The organism is Phaeovulum molybdatiresistens, from assembly GCF_023544865.1.
Taxonomy (GTDB): domain Bacteria; phylum Pseudomonadota; class Alphaproteobacteria; order Rhodobacterales; family Rhodobacteraceae; genus Pontitalea.
In genome coordinates this window covers 338,516-355,868 of record NZ_JAMJFX010000001.1, presented here as the reverse complement: position 1 = coordinate 355,868, position 17,353 = coordinate 338,516, and the positions used below count along the sequence as shown (strand labels likewise).

Genomic DNA, 17,353 nt, shown 5'->3' with positions numbered 1-17,353 from the left:
GGGCCATCTTGCGGGAAGGGATGGACATGCGCAGGATTGCCCTGCCCGAACGGCCGGACTGGCGCGACCAGGCCAAGGAATTGGGTTTCACCTTTGCCGACATGTATGGTGAACCCTACTGGGATGAAACCTCGGCCTATGAATTCACGCTGGACCAGATCGAGCGCGACATCGAGGACCCCGCCACCGACCTGCATGCCCTGACGCGCGAGGCGGTGGACCGGATTGTCGCGTCCGAGGCGCTGATGGCGCGGATGGAAATTCCGCGCGCGCATTGGGATCTGGTCGCCGATAGCTGGCGCGCGGGGGAACCCGAACTTTATGGCCGGATGGATCTGGCCTATGATGGGCAGGGTCCGGCGAAGCTGTTGGAATATAACGCCGACACGCCGACCGCGCTGTATGAAAGCGCCGCGTTCCAGTGGCTTTGGCTGGAACAGCAGGTTGCGGCGGGCGTGCTGCCCGAAGGCGCCGATCAGTTCAACGGTATCCATGAGGCCCTGGTGGCCCGGTTCGCCGAGATTTTCGCCCGTGGGACCGAGGTGCATTTCGCCGCCATGGTGAACCAGCCCGAAGATTACGCCACGGTCGAGGCCTTGGCCTGGGCCGCGCGCGAGGCCGGGCTGGGCGCCCATTACACCGACCTGGAACAGATCGGCCTGACGACCGAGGGCCAGTTCGCCGATGCCGAAAGTCGGGTGATCGGATCGCTGTTCAAGCTCTACCCCTGGGAAGACCTGCTGCGCGACGATTTCGCCGCCCATGTCGTGCCCTCGGGCTGTCGGTTCGTGGAACCGCCCTGGAAGGCGCTGGTGTCGAACAAGGCAATCCTGCCGATGCTGTGGCAGATGTTCCCCGGCCACCCCAACCTGCTGCCCGCGGTGTTCGAGGCCGATCTGGCCAGCGCCGACGCCGACCTGTTCGTCAATCGCGTGATCAAACCGGTCTTTTCGCGCGAAGGCGCCTCGGTCGAAATTCTCTCGGGCGGTCAGATCGTCGAAGCCGCCGGTGACACGACCTATGGCGGCGCCCGCATCGTGCAGGCCTATCAGCCCCTGCCGGTCCTGGATGGCTTTCGCCCGGTGATCGGCGCGTGGATCGTCGGGCATAACTGCGTGGGCATCGGCCTGCGCGAAGACCGCAGCCGCATCACCCAGAACCTGTCGCGGTTCAAGCCGCATTACATCCTGCCCTGAAGGAGGACGCGATGAGGAAACGTTCGAAATCCGTGGCAATCGCCCTTCTGGGCGCGGCCGCCTTTGGGCTATCGGCCTGCAAGGAGCAGGAAACAGACGCGCGCGCCTTCCCGGATGTGCAAAGCTGTAAGGCCGCCGCGAGCGAGAACGACTTCTTCTTCTCCGAGGCCGATTGCGACACGGCCTTCGCCGAGGCCCAGGCCACCCATCTGGAAACCGCGCCGCGCTATGAAAGCCTGGAACTGTGCGAGGCCGAACATGGCGCAGGCGCTTGCGGTGGCGATCCGGCGGTGCAGGCCCAGGGCGGCGGGGGCTTTTCCTTCCTGCCCTTGCTGGCGGGTTACATGCTCGGCTCAATGCTGGGCGGCGGGCGCGGGGTGATGAGCCAGCCGTTGGTCAAGACCGGCGAAGGCCGCTTTGCCACCCCCGGCGGCACCGCGATCAGTTCCAACACGGCATCGGGCAAGCTGTCCACAAATGCCTTCACGAAGGCCCCCGCCACCATCGGCAAGCCGCCCATGACCCGCGCCGATGTGGCAAGCCGCGGCGGCTTTGGCAAGACGGCAACGGCGCGCGGCACCTCGGTCGGTGGCTAGACGGTGACCGCCAAGGGGGGCGCTGCCCCCCCGTCCTGCGGACTCCCCCCGGAGTATTTTGACTAAGAAGAAGGCGGCACGATCCTTCTTCTTGGCGAAAATACTCCGGGGGTGCGGGGGCAGAGCCCCCGCGCGACGCATCAGATCGACAGGCAGATGTATTTCATCTCCAGGTAATCCTCGGTCCCGTGGTGCGATCCTTCGCGCCCCAGCCCCGATTGCTTGACCCCGCCAAACGGCGCCACCTCGGTCGAGATGATGCCGGTGTTGACCCCGACGATGCCGTATTCAAGCCCTTCCTGAACGCGGGTGATGCGGCCGATGTCGCGGGCATAGAAATAGCTGGCAAGGCCGAAGATCGTGGCATTGGCCTTTTCGATCACCTCTTCCTCGGTCTCGAAACGGAACAGGGGGGCAAGGGGGCCGAAGGTTTCCTCGTTCGTGACCAGCATTGCATCGGTGACATTGGCCACGACGGTGGGTTCAAAGAATGACCCACCCAGTTCATGGCGTTTGCCGCCGGTCACGATTTCCCCGCCCTTGGCCAGCGCGTCGGCAATATGTTCTTCGACCTTTTCCACGGCCGCCATGTTGACCAGCGGGCCGGTGGTCACGCCGTCCTTAAGCCCGTCGCCGACCTTCAGCTTCTCCACTGCCGCGGCCAATTTCGCGGCGAAGGCGTCATAGACCCCGGCCTGCACATAGAGGCGGTTGGCGCAGACGCAGGTCTGGCCGTTGTTGCGGAACTTTGAGGCCATCGCCCCTTCCACCGCCGCATCCAGATCGGCATCGTCGAACACGATGAAGGGCGCGTTGCCGCCCAGTTCCATCGAGCATTTCATCACCTGATCGGCGGCCTGCCGCATCAGGATGCGCCCGACCTCGGTGGATCCGGTGAAGGTCAGCTTGCGCACGGTGGGGTTTTCGCAGAACTCCTTGCCGATGTCCGACGACCGCTTTGAGGTGATGACCGAGAAGATCCCCTTGGGCAGGCCGGCGCGTTCCCCCAGCACCGCCAGGGCCAGCGCCGACAGCGGCGTTTCCGCAGCGGGCCGCGCGACAAAGCCGCAACCCACCGCCAGCGCCGGGCCGCATTTGCGCGTGATCATCGCATTGGGAAAGTTCCACGGCGTGATCGAGCCTACCACGCCGATCGGCTGCTTGATCACCGTGATGCGCTTGTCGCGCATGTGGCCGGGGATGGTTTCGCCGTAAATGCGCTTGGCCTCTTCGCCGAACCATTCGATGAAGCTGGCGCCATAGGCGATCTCGCCCTTGGCCTCGGCCAGCGGCTTGCCCATTTCGGCGGTCAGGATTGCGCCCAGATCGTCCTGGTTCTCCATCATCAGCTCAAACCAGCGGCGCAGCACGGCGGCGCGTTCCTTGCCGGTGCGCGCGGCCCAGTCCTTCATCGCGATCCGCGCCGCTTCGATCGCGCGGGCGGTCTCGGCGCGGCCAAGGTTGGGCACTTCGCAGATCACATCGCCGCGCGCGGGGTTGGTGACGGCAAAGGTCGATCCGTCGTCGGCCGCGATCCATTCGCCGGCAACATAGGCGCGTGTGGCCAGCAATGTCGGGTCCTTCAGCAGCGATCGTAGATCGGTCGCGGTATCAAGCATGATTTCCTCCCTCCCTGGGTATGGTAGGAAGGAACCATGCGGTGGGGGCAAAGTCCATCCCGCCAGCGAGACGGAAGGGGGACGACGATGACCACAGATCTGGATGATGCCTATGCCAATGCGGCCCATATCCCGGATGGCGGGGCCTATCCGGCGCGCTGGCGGGCGGCGGCAGGGGCCTTTTGCGCAGCCCACCCGCCCCGGCGGATCGTCTATGGCCGGGCCGCGCGCGAATGGGCCTGGCTTTGGCAACCCGCAGGTGGCGCGCGGGGGCTGGCGGTGATCGTGCATGGCGGTTACTGGCTGCGCTTCTCGCCCGAGGATTTCGCGCATCTGGCGGCGGGCGCGCTGGCGGCGGGCTGGGCGGTGGCGATGCCGGCCTACACGCTGGCGCCGCAGGCGCGGTTGGCCGGGATCACGCGGCAGCTGGGCGCGGCGGTGACGGTGCTGGCGGACCAGGTCGCGGGGCCGATCCATCTGGCGGGGCATTCGGCCGGTGGCCATCTGGTCGCGCGGCTGGCCTGTGAAGATCCGCCGCTGCCCGAAGCGGTCGCGGCCCGCATCGCGCGTGTCGTGCCGATCTCGCCCCTGTCGGATCTGGCGCCGCTGATGCGGACCACGATGAACGCCGATCTGCGGATCGATGCGGCCGAGGCGCGGGCCGAAAGCCCGCTGCATCTGCGCCCCCGGTCCGGCGCTGCGGTGCATGTCTGGGTGGGCGGTGCCGAACGTCCCGCCTTCCTGGATCAGGCGCGCTGGCTGGCAGAGGCCTGGGCCTGCCCGCTGACAATCGACACCGGCCGGCACCATTTCGACGTGATCGAGGGGTTGCTGGGTCCGTCCCCCCTTCTGTCGGCCTTCATCGGCTGAACCGCGCCCGCCAGGCCGGTTGCAGATCGCCGGGCATCGGCGTGGCGGCGTGAACCGCCCGGGCGATGGCCCGGGCCAGACAGCAGGCGGCGGCATGGCCCAGCGCGAAGGATCCCGCCAGCGGATCGGCCAGGGGCCTCGCGCCGGTGGCCACGGCAAAGACCAGATCGCCATCCAGCGGCGTGTGGCTGGGCACGATCGCGCGCGCCATGCCGTCATGCGCGGCCACCGCCATGCGCTGGGCCTGCGCCTGTGTCAGCGCTGCATCTGTGGCGACAATGGCGATCGTTGTTGCCTCGCCCATCCGTTTTGCGGGCGTCGGCTCATGCCCCGGCGCGGGGGCGGTGCCGGGCCCAAGCCCGCCGAATTCGCTGGCCATTTCCCAGGGCGCGGCCCAGAATTGCGGCCCCTCGCCCATCACAACCGACCCTAGCGCATTGACCGCGACCAGCGCGCCCACCGTCACCCCGCTGTCCAGAACCGCCGAGGCGGACCCCAGTCCCCCCTTCAGATCCCCCGTCATTGCGCCACATCCCGCGCCAACCGACCCGATCGCAAAATCCGGGCGCGCGTCGTTCAGCGCCTCCCGGCCCAGCCGACCATAGGGGTTTTCCGTCCAGCCCTTGTCGCCGCCATTGAGCAGATCGAACAGGATCGCCCCCGGCACGATCGGCACGCGCATATCCCCAACGGCAAAGCCCCGCCCCATGGCGCGCAGTCCCTCGGCAACGCCCGAAGCCGCGTCCAGCCCGAACGCCGATCCGCCTGACAGAACCAGCGCGTCCACCTCTTGCACCAGACGGTCCGGCGCCAGAAGGTCGGTTTCGCGCGTGCCGGGCGCGCCGCCCATCACATGAACCGCCGCCGTGAAGGGGCGGGCGCCCACAAGCACCGTGGCCCCGCTGCGCAGATCCCCGTCCTGCGCATTGCCGACCAGAAGGCCCTCGACATCGGTGATCAGGTTGCGCCTGCCGGGCTTCATCCATTGTCCTTTCATCTTGCCACAAATACCTCGGGGGGCGCGTTGCGGCCCCCGTCACGGGGGCTGCAATGCCGGGGGGCAGCGCCCCCCCCGCCGCCCTCAGATGCAGCGCCCGCCATCGACCTCCAGCGCCACGCCTGTCACCATCGAGGCCTCATCCGAACACAGGTATAGCGCCGCCGCAGCCATGTCTTCGGGCGTCGAGAACCGGCCGATCGGAATGCTTGACAGGAACTTTGCCCGCATGTCCGGCGTGTCCTCACCCATGAAGGATTTCAGCAGCGGTGTTTCGCCGGCGACCGGATTGATGGCGTTGACGCGCACGCCAAAGGGCGCCAGTTCCACCGCCATCGTGCGCGTCGCCGTGATCATCCAGCCCTTCGAGGCATTGTACCAACTAAGCCGCGGGCGCGGGCTGACCCCGGCGGTCGAGGCGACATTCAGGATCGCGCCGCGCCCGGCGGCCTTCATCATCGGCACGATGTGGCGCGCGGTCAGAAAGACCGATTTCGCGTTCACGGCAAGCACCCGGTCGAATTCGGCCTCGGTCACGTCTTCCATCGGTTGCGGCAGGTGCGTGATGCCGGCGTTGTTCACCAGAATGTCCAGCCCGCCCCATCTGTCGGCTGCGGCGCGGGCCATCGCGGCCACATCCGCATCCCGGCTGACGTCCACGGTCCAGGCTAGCCCGCCGATCTCATCGGCAAGCGCTTGCGCGGCGGGGCTGATGTCGGCCACCATGACCTGCGCGCCTTCGGCGGCAAAGCGCCGCGCGATCCCGGCCCCGAACCCCGAAGCCCCGCCGGTCACGATTGCCGTCTTGTCCTTCAACCGCATCTGCAATGTCCTTCGCTGTTTCCGGCCAGAGTGTCAGAATTTCGCCGCGAGGCAAGCGGTGCCGGGGGCGGGGGGCGCTGCCCCCCGGGGCCTTGCCGCGCCCATTCGGGGCGCGCCAAGGCCTCCCCCCGGAATATTTGGACAAAGCCGAAAGGGTCAGCCGTGCCAGGCGGCGATGGTCTTGAGCGTTGAAAACCCGTAAAGCGCCTCAAAGCCCTTTTCGCGGCCATGGCCGGATTTTCCGGTGCCGCCAAAGGGCAGCTCGACCCCGCCGCCCGCGCCGTAGTTGTTCAGATAGACCTGCCCCGCCCGCAGCGCGCGCGCCAGCCGCAACTGGCGGGCGCCATTTTCCGACCAGACGGCAGCGACCAGGCCATAATCGGTGCCATTGGCGATGGCCACCGCCTCGTCTTCGTCGTCGAAGGGGATGATCACCTGGGCGGGGCCAAAGATTTCCTCTTGCGCCAGGCGGTGATCGGGGCGCACGTCGGCCAGCAGGCGGGGGGCGACGTAATGGCCGCCGGGCGGGGCATCGGCCTCGATCGTGCCGGTCGCGGCAACGCTCAGGTCACCGGCCAAGGCCATGTACCCCTCCACGAGCGCCTTCTGGCGTGCCGAGATCAGCGGCCCCAGGTCAAGATCGGCCAGTGCGGGGCCGACGCGCAGCCGGGAATAGCGCGCGGCCATACGCTCGACCACCTCGGCATGGCGGCTGCGTTCCACCAGGATGCGCGCGCTGGCCGAACAGGTCTGGCCGGCATTCTGCACACCCGCGTTCACCAGGAAGGGCAGGGCACGATCAAGATCGGCATCGGCAAAGACCAGTTGCGGCGACTTGCCGCCCAGTTCCAGCGTGACCGGAACCACATTGCGGGCGGCGGCGGACTGGATCCGGATGCCCACCCCGACCGATCCGGTAAAGCTGATGTGGTTGACACCGGGATGGGCGGCCAGCGCGGCGCCGGCTTCTTCGCCCAAGCCCGGGATCACGTTCAGCGCGCCGGCGGGCAGCCCGGCCTCAACGGCGATGCGGGCAAAGGCCAGCGCGGTCAGGCTTGCCTCTTCGGCGGGTTTCAGCACCGCCGCATTGCCCATGGCCAGCGCCGCGCCCACGGAACGACCGATGATCTGCATCGGATAGTTCCAGGGCACGATATGGGCCGTGACACCATGCGGTTCGTGCAGCGTATAGGCGGTATAGCCGTGCTGATAGGGGATCGTGTGGCCCATCACCTTGTCGGCGGCACCGGCATAGAATTCCATGTAGCGCGCCAGCGCCAGCGCATCGGCCCGCGCCTGTGCCAGCGGCTTGCCGACATCAAGCGATTCCAGCACCGCCAGCGCCTCGGCCCGGTCGCTGACGATCCGGCCAATGCGGGCCAGGATGCGGCCACGCTCGGCCGCGCCAAGGCGGCCCCAGTCACCTGCAAGCGCGGTTCGTGCCGCGGTGACGGCCTCATCGACAGTGGCGGCATCGGCGCGGGCGATCTGGCCGATGATCTGCCCGGTCGAGGGGTTCTCGACCGGCAGATGCCGATCGCAGGGGCGCCAATGCCCGCCGATCAGCAGCTCGGCGGGATCGAACCAGAGCGTTTGGCGCAGAAGGTCTTGGGTCATGGGCTTTGCTCCAGCCAGGCGGGGGGGATGCGTGGGGTCGCGGCCAGAAGCCGTTGCGTATAGGCGTGCTTTGGCGCGGTGAAGACGGTTTCCGTCAGACCGGCCTCGACGATGCGGCCCGCCTGCATCACCAGCACCCGTGACGTGACCTGGCGCACGACCGACAGGTCATGCGAGATGAACAGGTAAGACAGCCGGTGGCTGTCGCGCAGCCGGGCAAGCAGGTCAAGCACCTGCAGGCGGACCTGAACATCCAGCGCCGAGACGGCCTCATCCAGAACGATCAGCGCGGGGCGGATGATCAGCGCGCGGGCGATGGCGATGCGCTGGCGCTGGCCACCGGAAAAGGCGTGGATGTATTTGCGCCCGTCATCAGGCGACAGCCCCACCTCGCGCAGGCTTTCGGCGACGCGGTCGCGCCAGTCGGCGGGGCGGCCGGTCAGATGGAAGGGCTCGGCGATCAGCCGCTCAACCCGGTGGCGGGGGTTGAAGCTGCCATAGGGATCCTGGAACACGACCTGCACCTGCGCGCGTTGCTGCCCCGGCATCGCGGGCCCGACAGCGTGCCCGGCCAGCCGGATCTGCCCGCCCTGCAGGGGGTCAAGCCCCAAGATCGCGCGCGTCAACGTCGACTTGCCACAGCCCGATTCCCCCACCAGGCCCAGGCTTTCCCCGGCCTGCAGGCTGAAGCTGACATCTGCCAGCGCGTGCAGGTCGGGGTGGGGGGCAAAGGGGGTGGGGCGCGCAAGCCGATAGGTGCGTCGGGCGCGGTCCACGACCAGAAGTGGCGCGCCCGCCTGTGCCGGGGAATTTGAGTATTTTTGCCAAGAAGAAGACCCTGCCGCTTCTTCTTGGTCCAAATACTCATGATCCGCCGGCGGGGCCGGGGGCGCGGGGGGGGGGCTTTGTGGGGCAGAGGCCGCGAACAGTGCTGCGGTATAGGGATGCGCGCGGGTGCGGAACAGGGTCTCGGTCGGGCCGGTTTCCACGATCCGGCCCGATTTCATCACCGCAACGCGATCGGCCATGCCCGCCACGACGGCCAGGTCATGGGTGATCAGCATCAGGGCCATGTCCTCTTCGGCGGCCAGATCGCGCAGAAGATCCAGGATCTGCGCCTGGGTCGTCACATCCAATGCCGTCGTGGGTTCATCCGCGATCAGAAGCCTGGGGCCTGCGGCGATGGCCAGCGCGATGGCGACGCGCTGGCGTTGGCCGCCAGACAGTTCGTGCGGATAGAGCGTCAGCGGAAAGCGGGGGGCGGGCAGGCCGACGCGGTCCAGCCGGTCGCGCGCGATCGCAAGCGCCTTTGCCCGGGGCATGGCCTTGTGCACCCGCAGCGTTTCGGCCACCTGATCGCCGATGGTCATCAACGGGTTCAGCGCCGTCATCGGTTCCTGAAAGATCATCCCGATCCGGTTGCCGCGCAGGCCGCACAGGGCGCGTTCGGGCAGCGACAGAAGATCCTGGCCTTCCAGGACGACGCGGCCGGCGGCGCGGGCGCCCTGGGGCAGCAGGCCGATGGCGGCCAGCGCGGTCATCGACTTGCCCGAGCCGCTTTCGCCGACGATGCTCAGCGTTTCTCCGGGCGCGATGGACAGCGAGATTTCCGACAGGATCTGCGTGGACCCGATGCGGACCGACAGATCCTGAATCGACAGCAGCGTCATGCAAGCCGCCCCCGCAGCCGCGGGTCAAGCGCATCGCGCAGGCCATCGCCCAGCAGGTTCAGCCCCAGCACCGTGGCCACGATCGCAAGGCCCGGCGCCAGTGCCACATGGGGGGCCAAGGTCACCATCGTCTGCGCCTCGGCCAGCATTCGGCCCCAGCTGGGGATCGGTGGCTGCGCACCCAGGCCCACATAGCTTAGCCCCGCCTCGGCCAAGATACCCAGCGAGAACTGGATCGTGCCCTGCACGATCAGCAGGTTGGCGATATTGGGCAGGATATGTTCGGCCGAAATCCGTGCCCGCCCCTTGCCCGCCACCTGTGCCGCGCGGATGTAATCCAGCGTCCACAGGCTGAGCGCGCCGGCCCGCGCGACGCGGGCGAAGACAGGGATGTTGAAGATGCCGATGGCGATGATTGCGTTGGTGGCCGAAGGGCCGAAGACGGCGGTGATCAGGATGGCGATCACAAGGCTGGGGAAGGCAAAGATCAGGTCGTTGCCGCGCATGATCAGCTCATCCGCCCAGGCGCCGCGGCGGGCGGCGGCGGTCAGGCCCAGCGGTACGCCAAGGCCCATCCCGATGCCCACCGCCACCAGCGCCACCGCCAGCGAGGTCCGCGCCCCCGCCATCAGCATCGAGGCGATGTCGCGCCCGAAATGATCGGTGCCCGCCCAATGCGCCAGCGACGGCGGCTGCAGGCGTTGCGCGATGGCCATCTGGGTCACGTCATGCGGGGTCCAGACCAGCGACAGCAGGGCCGCGGTCAAGGCCGCAAGGCACAGCGCGGCGCCAAGGATCAGGGCGGGCTTCATGCGCGGTGCCTTAGTCTTGGGTCGATCGCGGCATAGGCCAGATCGGTCAGGAAGGTCACAAGGATCACCGCCAGCACAAGGATCATCACCACCGATTCCACCACGATCAGGTCGCGCTGGGTGATCGCCTGAAAGATCAGCCGCCCAAGGCCGGGCAGGTAGAACACATTTTCAATGATGATCGCCCCCGCCAGCAGGAAGGAAAACTGCATGCCCAGGATGGTCAGCACCGGGATCAGGGCGTTGCGGAAGGCATGCCGGGTCAGCGCGCGACCCTGGCTGAGCCCCTTGGCGCGGGCGGTGCGGATGTAATCCTGGCCCATCGTCTCGATCAGCGCCGATCGCAGAACGCGCGCCAGGATCGCCGCCTGGGGCAGGGCCAGCGCCACCGCGGGCAGCGTCAGCGCGCGCAAGCCGGCCAGCGGATCGGCCCAGCCCGGAAAGCCGCCTGCCGGGAACAGCCGCCATTGCACCGCGAAGACCAGCACCAGAAGCATCGCGAACCAGAAGTTCGGAACCGCGATGCCCAGCTGTGTGGCCCCGATTACCGCCGCATCCGTCGCCCGCCCGCGCCGTGCCGCCGCCACAAGCCCCGTCGGCAGCGCAAGCGCCGTCGACAGCGCCAGCGCCAGCGCGGCAAGCGGCAGGGACACGGCCAGCCGGTCGGCGACCAGATCCGCCACCGGCACCTTGTAGGTATAGGAAATCCCGAAATCGCCGCGCAGCATCCCGCCCAGCCAGGACAGGTAGCGCGCGGGCAGCGACTGGTTCAGGCCCAGCGTGTCACGCAGGGCCGCCACCGTATCGGGGCTTGCGTTCAGGCCCAGCATGTAGGACGCCGGATCGCCCGGGATCACCTCAATCATGGCAAAGATGACAAGGCTGGCCACGATCAGGCTTGTCGCAAGCGACAGGGCGCGGTTGATCAGATAGCGCGTCATCGGGTCCCCCTTCGGGCGAAGGCTGGCCCGGCGCGCGCGCGTGGTCAAGATGTGCAACTGGCCGGGCGGCAAGGTTTTTTCGCGCGCCGGGGGAACCTTTGCGCCCCGGCGGGGTTGACGGGCCATGCGTGGCGGGCGCTGATAGCGGGACCCGATGCGCGCGGGAATCGTTTTTTGCAGGGACCGACTGTCGTGAAAGCCATTTTCATCCGTTCCATCCGCCCGGGCCTGGGCATGCTTCTTCTGGTGGCGCTTGCCGCCTGCGGCGGGGCGCCCACGCAAAGCAGCCGTGGCGCCGCGGTGCCCGTCGAATATCAGGCGCGTCAGGATGGCGAACGGGTGATCCCCGCGGTCAGCCCCGCCTATCTGACCGAGCGGAACAAGCGCCGCTGGGTCAAATATCAGGGCCCCGAGGCGCCCGGCACGATCGTCGTCGATCCCCATGCGCGGCTTTTGTATCACGTCACCGAACCCGGGCTGGCGATGCGCTTTGGTATCGCCGTGGGCCAGGAAGGGCGCGGGTTCACCGGGTCGGCGGTGGTGCAGCGCAAGGAAGAATATCCCTATTGGGCGCCGACCAAGAACATGATCCGGCAGGACCCCGAACTTTACGGCCCGCTGGCGGCTGGGCTGCCGGGGGGGCTTGATAATCCGCTGGGCGCGCGGGCGCTTTATCTGTATCGCAACGGGCGCGACACGATGTATCGCATTCACGGCACGATGGACCCAAGTTCGATCGGCAAGGCGACCTCGGCGGGGTGCATCCGGCTGTTCAATCAGGACATCATCGACCTGTATGACGAAATGGACCTTGGCACGCGGATCAAGGTGCGCACGCGCGCCGAAAGCCTGGCGCTGGAAGGGCCGATGGTAGAACTGTCCTCGGGCTATCTGGTGCCGGCCAGCGATGTTGCCGCGATCGAGGCGGATCGCGCGGCGCTGGCGGCGGGCACGGTGGTCCCTGCCGACGTTGCCGAGGCCGAGGCGCGGGCGCGTGCCATCCGCGATGCGGAACTGCGCGGCACCTCGGGCTAGGGGTGCCTGCCCCGGGGGTCAGCGCAGCACGATCACATAGTCCTTGCGCGTGGTTTCCTGCACCTGCCAAGTTCCGGTAAACCCGGGGCGGATCACAAAGCTGTCGCCGGGCCCGACCTGCAGCCGGGTGCCGTCATCGCCGGTGATCACCGAGCGCCCGGCCAGGATGCGGCAATATTCCCATTCGTCATAGGCAATGCGCCAGGTGCCGGGGGTGGATTGCCAGATGCCGCAATAAAGCCCGTCGCGGTCTTCGGCATTCCAGGTGGTGTGGACCGGATCGCCCGCCAGCACCCGGGCGGGATCGGGGCGGGTAACCTCGGGTTCGGCGGCGGCGGGCGTCAGGGGAAACAGGTTCATCGGGTCTTTCACAATGGGTGCCTTGGCCTGGCTTTGGGAAAACAGGGCGGGCGGCGCCGGTCCGGGCCGCCCGCGCCCGGTCAGTCGGTCCAGCGCACCTGCGTCAGGTCATTGGCCTGGGTGGGGGCGTTTTCCCAAAGCCCTTCGATGCGGGCATCGGCAACCCCGGTCTTGGCCAGCTGGAACAGATAGCCATTGACGTAATCCTGCGCGATCATTTCCTGCGCGGATTTCAGCAGGCCGCTGCGTTCGGCCGGGTCGGCGGTGCGGCCCAGTTCGCCCATCAGGGTCACGAATTCCGGCCGGGCATAGCCGAAATAGTAATCTTCACGCGCGTAGATATCGATGTCGGCGGGTTCGGTATGGCTGATGATGGTCAGGTCGAAATCCTTGCCCTTGAACACCTGTTCCAGCCATTGCGCCCATTCCAGATTGGTGATCTGGGTCTTGATCCCCACGGCCGCCAGCTGGGCCGCGATGATCTCGCCGCCGCGGCGGGCATAGGTCGGCGGCGGCAGCGCCAGGCGCAGGGTCAGATCGGCCACGCCCGCCTCGGCCAGCAGGGCGCGGGCCTTGTCGGGATCATGCGCGGACAGGCCGGTCAGATCCTGATAATCGGGGTTGTGCGGCGCGAAATGGGTGCCGATCGGGGTGCCATAGCCGAACATCGCGCCGTCGATCACCTCTTGGCGGTTGATCGCATGGGAAATGGCCTGGCGCACGCGGACATCATCCAGCGGGGCCTTGCGGTTGTTCATCGCCAGGATCGTCTCGCCCTCGGTCGAGCCGACGATGACCTTGAAGCGGGGGTCGGCCTCAAGCTGGGGCAGGGTTTCGGGGGCGGGAAAGTTCGGGAAGGCATCCACATCGCCCGCCATCATCGCCGCAAAGGCCGCGGTCGGGTCGGGGATGAAGCGGAAGGTGGCGTTTTGCAGCGCCGGTTTTTCGCCCCAATAGTCAGCAAAGGCCTGCAGCGTGACACGGTCGCCCTGCACCCATTGGCCAAAGCTGAAGGGGCCGGTACCGACCGGCCGGGTCGCCAGGTCGGCGGCGGTTTCGGGGGCCACGATCACCGCATCGCCCCAGGCCATCTTGAAGGGGAACGCCCCGTCCGGCGCCGACAGCGTCACGCGCACCGTGGCCGGGTCCACCACCTCGACCGAGGCGATGCCGGCAAACAGCGCCTTTTGCGCATTGGCGCTGTCTTCGGCGCGGGCACGGTCCAGGGTGAACCGGACGTCCTCGGCGTCAAAGCCGCTGCCATCGTGAAAGCGCACGCCTTGGCGCAGGTGGAAGGTATAAACGGTGCCGTCGTCGGACACATCCCAGCGTTCGGCCAGGCCCGGTTTGATCGCGCCATCGGGGCCGAATCGTGTAAGCCCTTCGAAGACATTGGCATAGACCACTTCGTCGATCGCGGCGGCGGCGCCGGCGGTCGGGTCAAGGTTTGGCGGTTCCAGCACCATGCCCAGCGTGATGGCATCCGGCGCGGCAAGGGCGGTTCCCGTGCATAGCGCGACAATGGCGGCAGAGATGGTCAGGCGATGGATCATCAGGCTTCCCCTTGATTGCAGGGCCATAATCGCGGCCCGCAGGGGCCTGCGTGCCCCTGCTTTTGGCGCATGATTGACCCGATCACGGGCGCCGATCAAGCAATTTGGCGCGCCCGCTTTGACCAATCGGGAAAAGATTGCGCGTTCTGCGTTGCAGAAGAAATATTCTTTCTTCCCGCGCATTAACGTTTTAAGACCCGTGCCGAGGAAACCCGAGGGAGGTCGCCATGAGTGTCACCGGACAGGCCCGCGCACGGATGCCCGCCGATATTGCCGCGCAGAAGGGCGGCGCGCCGATTGTCTGCCTGACGGCCTATACCACGCCGGTGGCCCGGCTGGTGGATGCGCATTGCGATCTGATCCTGGTAGGGGATTCGGTGGGGATGGTGCTGCATGGCCTGCCCTCGACCCTTGGCGTGACGATGGAGATGATGATCCTGCACGCCCGCGCGGTGGCGCGTGGCGCATCGCGGGCGCTGATCGTCGTGGACATGCCCTTTGGCAGCTATGAGGAAGGCCCCGAGCAGGCCTTTCGCAATGCCGCGCGGATCATGGCGGAAACCGGGGCGGGCGCGGTCAAGCTGGAAGGTGGGCGGCACATGGCCGACACCATCGCCTTTCTGGTGGCGCGCGGCATTCCGGTGATGGGCCATGTCGGCTTGACGCCGCAATCGGTGAACACGCTGGGCGGCTACAAGGTGCAGGGCCGGGGCGCCGATGCCGAACGCCTGCGCGCCGATGCCCGCGCCGTGGCCGACGCGGGCGCCTTTGCGGTGGTGCTGGAAAAGGTGCCCGCGCGGCTGGCCGATGCGGTGACGGCGGAATTGCCGATCCCGACCATCGGCATCGGCGCGGGGGCGGGCTGTGACGGGCAGGTTCTGGTGGTCGATGACATGCTGGGCCTGTTCACCGATTTCAAACCGAAATTCGTGAAACGTTTTGGCGAACTGGGTGCCGCAGCCGAGGCCGCCGTGGCCGCCTATGCCGATGAGGTCCGCGCGCGCCGCTTTCCCGGCCCCGAACATGTCTTTGCCGATGAGGGCATGAAATGACCCAGGTGATCCGCACCAGCGCCGAGCTGCAGGAAAAGGTCGCCGGATGGAAACGGTCCGGCATGTTGGTGGGCGTGGTGCCCACGATGGGCGCGCTGCACGACGGGCATCTTAGCCTGGCCCGCGCGGCGCGCGCGCAATCGGATCGGGTGATCGTGACGATCTTTGTCAATCCGATGCAGTTCAACAACCCCGAGGATCTGAAGAAATACCCCCGGGATGAGGCGCATGACCTGGCCCTGCTGCAGGCGGAAGGGGTGGATGTTCTGTTCGCGCCAGGCGTGGATGAGGTGTATCCTGATGGTTTTGCCACCACGGTATCCGTGACGGGCGTGTCGGAACCCTTGGAGGGCGCCTTCCGCCCAGGGCATTTCGACGGCGTGGCGACAGTGGTGTCCAAGCTGTTCGGCATGACCCAGGCGGGGCGCGCCTTCTTTGGCGAAAAGGACTGGCAGCAGTTGCAGGTGGTCCGCCGGCTGGTGGCCGATCTGAACATTCCGGTGCGCATCATCGGTTGCCCGACGATCCGCGAGGCGGATGGTCTGGCGATGTCGTCGCGCAATGTGCGCCTGTCGGCGGCCGAACGCGCGCTGGCCCCGCAGCTGCACGCGCAGATGCAGGCCGCGGCCGAAGCGATCCGCGCGGGCACGCAGATCGAACAGGCGCTGGAGGCGGCACGCGTCGCGCTGGCGGGGGCAGGGTTCGGTCAGGAGGAATATCTGGAATTGCGGTCGGTTGAGGGGCTGCGCCCACTGACGTCGCTGTCCGAACCGGCCCGGCTTTTGGCGGCGGTCTGGCTGGGAGATGTCCGGCTGATCGACAATATCGCGGTCTGATTGCGGTCAGCGCGGCGCCCGTTCCGGCGGCGCCAGCAATTCCGCCAGCACCAGCGCCATGACGCGGGCGCTGTCGGCCATGTCGTCGACGCCGACCCATTCGTCGGGCTGATGCGCCAGCGCCAGAACGCCCGGCCCGTAGGCGATGCAGTTCTTCAGTCGCCCGATCCGGTCGATGTGCTTCTGGTCATAGGTTCCGGGTGAGACGACATAGCGCGCCTGACGGCCCAGCACTGCCTCGATCGCGGCGGCGGTGGACCGCACGATGGGGGCGTTCTGGTCGGTCATCGTCGGCTGGACCTCGAACAGGTCGCGGATTTCATAGCTGAAGCTGGGGCGCTGGGCCTTGACGCGGTCCAGCAGGGCGGTGACCTCGCGTTTTACCTCGGCCAGGTCTTCCTCGATCAGGAAGCGGCGGTCGATGATGATGCGGCAGCGGTCGGCCACGCAGGGCGCGGGCAGGCCGGTGAAACCGGGTTCGGGTTCCGGTTCGCCGCCGTGGATTGAATTGATGTTCAGCGTCGATTGCCGCGCGCCTTCGGGGATGACGGGCATCGCCGTGTGCTTGCCCGCCAGCAGGGGGTAAAGTGTGTCCTCGATTTCCGCCAGAACCGCGCCCATGTGGCGGATCGCGCTGTCGCCCAGAAACGGCATCGACCCATGCGCGATGCGGCCCTGCGTTTCGATTTCCGCCCACCAGACGCCGCGATGGCCAAGGCAGATCTGGTCCTTGTGCAAGGGTTCGGGGATGATGACGTGTTGCACCCGGTCGGGCGCGAAGAAACCGCGTTCGGCCAGATAGGCCACCCCGCCATAGCCGCCGGTTTCTTCGTCCGCGGTGGCCGAAATCTCGATCGCGCCGGTGAAATCGGGGCAGGCGGCGATGAAGGCCTCGGCGGCGATGATGCTGGCGGCCAGGCCCCCCTTCATGTCGCAGGCGCCGCGGCCATAGATCTTGCCGTCATCCAGTTCACCGCCGAACGGATCGCGGGTCCAGCCGTGGCCGACCTCGACCACATCGTGGTGCGAGTTGAAATGCACGCATTCCCCCGACGCCGCGCCGTCGCGCCGCGCGACGATGTTCCAGCGGGGATATTTGTCGCTATCCCCGGGGGCGCCGATGGCGCGCACCATCTGGATCGCAAAGCCCTGCGGTTCCAGCCGCGCGGCCAGATAATCGCAGATTTCGCGATAGTTCCGCCCCGGCGGGTTCAGCGTCGGGATGCGGATCAGATCCTGCGCAAGCGCGATCAGATCGGTGCGGCGGGCGGCGATTTCCTGGGCGATCCGGTTTTCCATGGCGGAAAGCTAGCGGGGCGATCGGCGCCGGGCAAGTCCGGCGTGGCCCGGGGCGCACAAAGGCGCTAAGGTCGGGGC

The 17,353-nt window shown here is 67.4% G+C and carries 16 protein-coding genes; 6 read left to right on the top strand and 10 right to left on the bottom strand.

From position 1 onward, the window contains the following. Window positions 1-26: 26 nt before the first annotated feature. Window positions 27-1,196, top strand: coding sequence for a glutathionylspermidine synthase family protein (locus MXB90_RS01725; protein WP_250040229.1), 1,170 nt, complete (start codon window positions 27-29; stop codon window positions 1,194-1,196). Between the two features lie 11 nt (window positions 1,197-1,207). Further along, entirely contained in the window at window positions 1,208-1,792 is a 585-nt protein-coding gene (locus MXB90_RS01720; protein WP_250040227.1) for a DUF1190 domain-containing protein, read from the top strand. Between the two features lie 140 nt (window positions 1,793-1,932). On the opposite strand, the gene MXB90_RS01715 is transcribed toward MXB90_RS01720, so the two are convergent. Next, window positions 1,933-3,411 carry an NAD-dependent succinate-semialdehyde dehydrogenase gene (locus MXB90_RS01715; RefSeq protein ID WP_250040226.1) on the bottom strand — a complete coding sequence of 493 codons (1,479 nt, stop codon included), beginning with the start codon at window positions 3,409-3,411 and terminating at the stop codon, window positions 1,933-1,935. An 87-nt stretch (window positions 3,412-3,498) separates the two neighbouring features. Here MXB90_RS01715 and MXB90_RS01710 point away from each other — a divergent pair, with 87 nt between their 5' ends. Then, entirely contained in the window at window positions 3,499-4,281 is a 783-nt protein-coding gene (locus tag MXB90_RS01710) for an alpha/beta hydrolase (protein WP_250040223.1), read from the top strand. Here the strand turns inward: MXB90_RS01710 and MXB90_RS01705 are convergent. From MXB90_RS01705 to MXB90_RS01680, 6 genes are all read right to left on the bottom strand, one after another. Then, window positions 4,271-5,263, bottom strand: a complete 993-nt coding sequence (locus tag MXB90_RS01705; RefSeq protein WP_250040221.1) for a P1 family peptidase — start codon at window positions 5,261-5,263, stop codon at window positions 4,271-4,273. The genes MXB90_RS01710 and MXB90_RS01705 overlap by 11 nt on opposite strands. Before the next feature lie 99 nt (window positions 5,264-5,362). Then, window positions 5,363-6,100, bottom strand: a complete 738-nt coding sequence (locus tag MXB90_RS01700) for a glucose 1-dehydrogenase (RefSeq protein ID WP_250040219.1) — start codon at window positions 6,098-6,100, stop codon at window positions 5,363-5,365. 156 nt (window positions 6,101-6,256) lie between these two features. Then, a complete protein-coding gene (locus MXB90_RS01695) occupies window positions 6,257-7,717 on the bottom strand; it encodes an aldehyde dehydrogenase family protein (protein WP_250040217.1) in 1,461 nt (486 codons plus the stop codon). Continuing rightward, window positions 7,714-9,387: an ABC transporter ATP-binding protein gene (locus MXB90_RS01690; RefSeq protein WP_250040215.1), complete on the bottom strand. Its 1,674-nt coding sequence runs from the start codon at window positions 9,385-9,387 to the stop codon at window positions 7,714-7,716. The genes MXB90_RS01695 and MXB90_RS01690 overlap by 4 nt, the downstream gene beginning before the upstream one ends. Further along, the gene (locus MXB90_RS01685) at window positions 9,384-10,199 is read right to left on the bottom strand and encodes an ABC transporter permease (RefSeq protein ID WP_250040212.1); all 816 of its coding nucleotides are present in this window, start codon (window positions 10,197-10,199) and stop codon (window positions 9,384-9,386) included. Before MXB90_RS01685 ends, MXB90_RS01690 begins: the two co-directional genes overlap by 4 nt. Then, the gene (locus tag MXB90_RS01680) at window positions 10,196-11,140 is read right to left on the bottom strand and encodes an ABC transporter permease (protein WP_250040210.1); all 945 of its coding nucleotides are present in this window, start codon (window positions 11,138-11,140) and stop codon (window positions 10,196-10,198) included. The genes MXB90_RS01685 and MXB90_RS01680 overlap by 4 nt, the downstream gene beginning before the upstream one ends. A gap of 192 nt (window positions 11,141-11,332) precedes the next feature. Between MXB90_RS01680 and MXB90_RS01675 the strand changes: the two genes are divergently transcribed. Beyond that, window positions 11,333-12,175: a L,D-transpeptidase gene (locus MXB90_RS01675; RefSeq protein WP_462982188.1), complete on the top strand. Its 843-nt coding sequence runs from the start codon at window positions 11,333-11,335 to the stop codon at window positions 12,173-12,175. An 18-nt stretch (window positions 12,176-12,193) separates the two neighbouring features. Here the strand turns inward: MXB90_RS01675 and MXB90_RS01670 are convergent, their stop codons facing one another. Together MXB90_RS01670 and MXB90_RS01665 are read right to left on the bottom strand one after the other, a co-directional pair. Next, window positions 12,194-12,535, bottom strand: a complete 342-nt coding sequence (locus tag MXB90_RS01670) for a cupin domain-containing protein (protein ID WP_250040208.1) — start codon at window positions 12,533-12,535, stop codon at window positions 12,194-12,196. 80 nt (window positions 12,536-12,615) lie between these two features. Then, window positions 12,616-14,088, bottom strand: a complete 1,473-nt coding sequence (locus MXB90_RS01665; RefSeq protein WP_250040205.1) for an ABC transporter substrate-binding protein — start codon at window positions 14,086-14,088, stop codon at window positions 12,616-12,618. Between the two features lie 227 nt (window positions 14,089-14,315). Here MXB90_RS01665 and panB point away from each other — a divergent pair, with 227 nt between their 5' ends. Then, window positions 14,316-15,140, top strand: coding sequence for a 3-methyl-2-oxobutanoate hydroxymethyltransferase (panB, locus tag MXB90_RS01660; RefSeq protein WP_250040202.1), 825 nt, complete (start codon window positions 14,316-14,318; stop codon window positions 15,138-15,140). Next, a complete protein-coding gene (gene panC, locus MXB90_RS01655; RefSeq protein WP_250040199.1) occupies window positions 15,137-15,976 on the top strand; it encodes a pantoate--beta-alanine ligase in 840 nt (279 codons plus the stop codon). The genes panB and panC overlap by 4 nt, the downstream gene beginning before the upstream one ends. A 6-nt stretch (window positions 15,977-15,982) precedes the next feature. On the opposite strand, the gene MXB90_RS01650 is transcribed toward panC, so the two are convergent. After that, window positions 15,983-17,275 (bottom strand): acetylornithine deacetylase/succinyl-diaminopimelate desuccinylase family protein, encoded by a 1,293-nt coding sequence (locus MXB90_RS01650; protein ID WP_250040194.1) that lies wholly within the window; start codon window positions 17,273-17,275, stop codon window positions 15,983-15,985. Window positions 17,276-17,353: the final 78 nt, after the last annotated feature.

What these genes read in the sequence shown, in the direction of transcription:
- MXB90_RS01725 (WP_250040229.1), top strand. Translation starts at nt 27, where the DNA reads ATGCGCAGGATTGCCCTGCCCGAACGGCCGGACTGGCGCGACCAGGCC.
- MXB90_RS01720 (WP_250040227.1), top strand. Translation starts at nt 1,208, where the DNA reads ATGAGGAAACGTTCGAAATCCGTGGCAATCGCCCTTCTGGGCGCGGCC.
- MXB90_RS01715 (WP_250040226.1), bottom strand. Translation starts at nt 3,411, where the DNA reads ATGCTTGATACCGCGACCGATCTACGATCGCTGCTGAAGGACCCGACA.
- MXB90_RS01710 (WP_250040223.1), top strand. Translation starts at nt 3,499, where the DNA reads ATGACCACAGATCTGGATGATGCCTATGCCAATGCGGCCCATATCCCG.
- MXB90_RS01705 (WP_250040221.1), bottom strand. Translation starts at nt 5,263, where the DNA reads ATGAAGCCCGGCAGGCGCAACCTGATCACCGATGTCGAGGGCCTTCTG.
- MXB90_RS01700 (WP_250040219.1), bottom strand. Translation starts at nt 6,100, where the DNA reads ATGCGGTTGAAGGACAAGACGGCAATCGTGACCGGCGGGGCTTCGGGG.
- MXB90_RS01695 (WP_250040217.1), bottom strand. Translation starts at nt 7,717, where the DNA reads ATGACCCAAGACCTTCTGCGCCAAACGCTCTGGTTCGATCCCGCCGAG.
- MXB90_RS01690 (WP_250040215.1), bottom strand. Translation starts at nt 9,387, where the DNA reads ATGACGCTGCTGTCGATTCAGGATCTGTCGGTCCGCATCGGGTCCACG.
- MXB90_RS01685 (WP_250040212.1), bottom strand. Translation starts at nt 10,199, where the DNA reads ATGAAGCCCGCCCTGATCCTTGGCGCCGCGCTGTGCCTTGCGGCCTTG.
- MXB90_RS01680 (WP_250040210.1), bottom strand. Translation starts at nt 11,140, where the DNA reads ATGACGCGCTATCTGATCAACCGCGCCCTGTCGCTTGCGACAAGCCTG.
- MXB90_RS01670 (WP_250040208.1), bottom strand. Translation starts at nt 12,535, where the DNA reads ATGAACCTGTTTCCCCTGACGCCCGCCGCCGCCGAACCCGAGGTTACC.
- MXB90_RS01665 (WP_250040205.1), bottom strand. Translation starts at nt 14,088, where the DNA reads ATGATCCATCGCCTGACCATCTCTGCCGCCATTGTCGCGCTATGCACG.
- panB (WP_250040202.1), top strand. Translation starts at nt 14,316, where the DNA reads ATGAGTGTCACCGGACAGGCCCGCGCACGGATGCCCGCCGATATTGCC.
- panC (WP_250040199.1), top strand. Translation starts at nt 15,137, where the DNA reads ATGACCCAGGTGATCCGCACCAGCGCCGAGCTGCAGGAAAAGGTCGCC.
- MXB90_RS01650 (WP_250040194.1), bottom strand. Translation starts at nt 17,275, where the DNA reads ATGGAAAACCGGATCGCCCAGGAAATCGCCGCCCGCCGCACCGATCTG.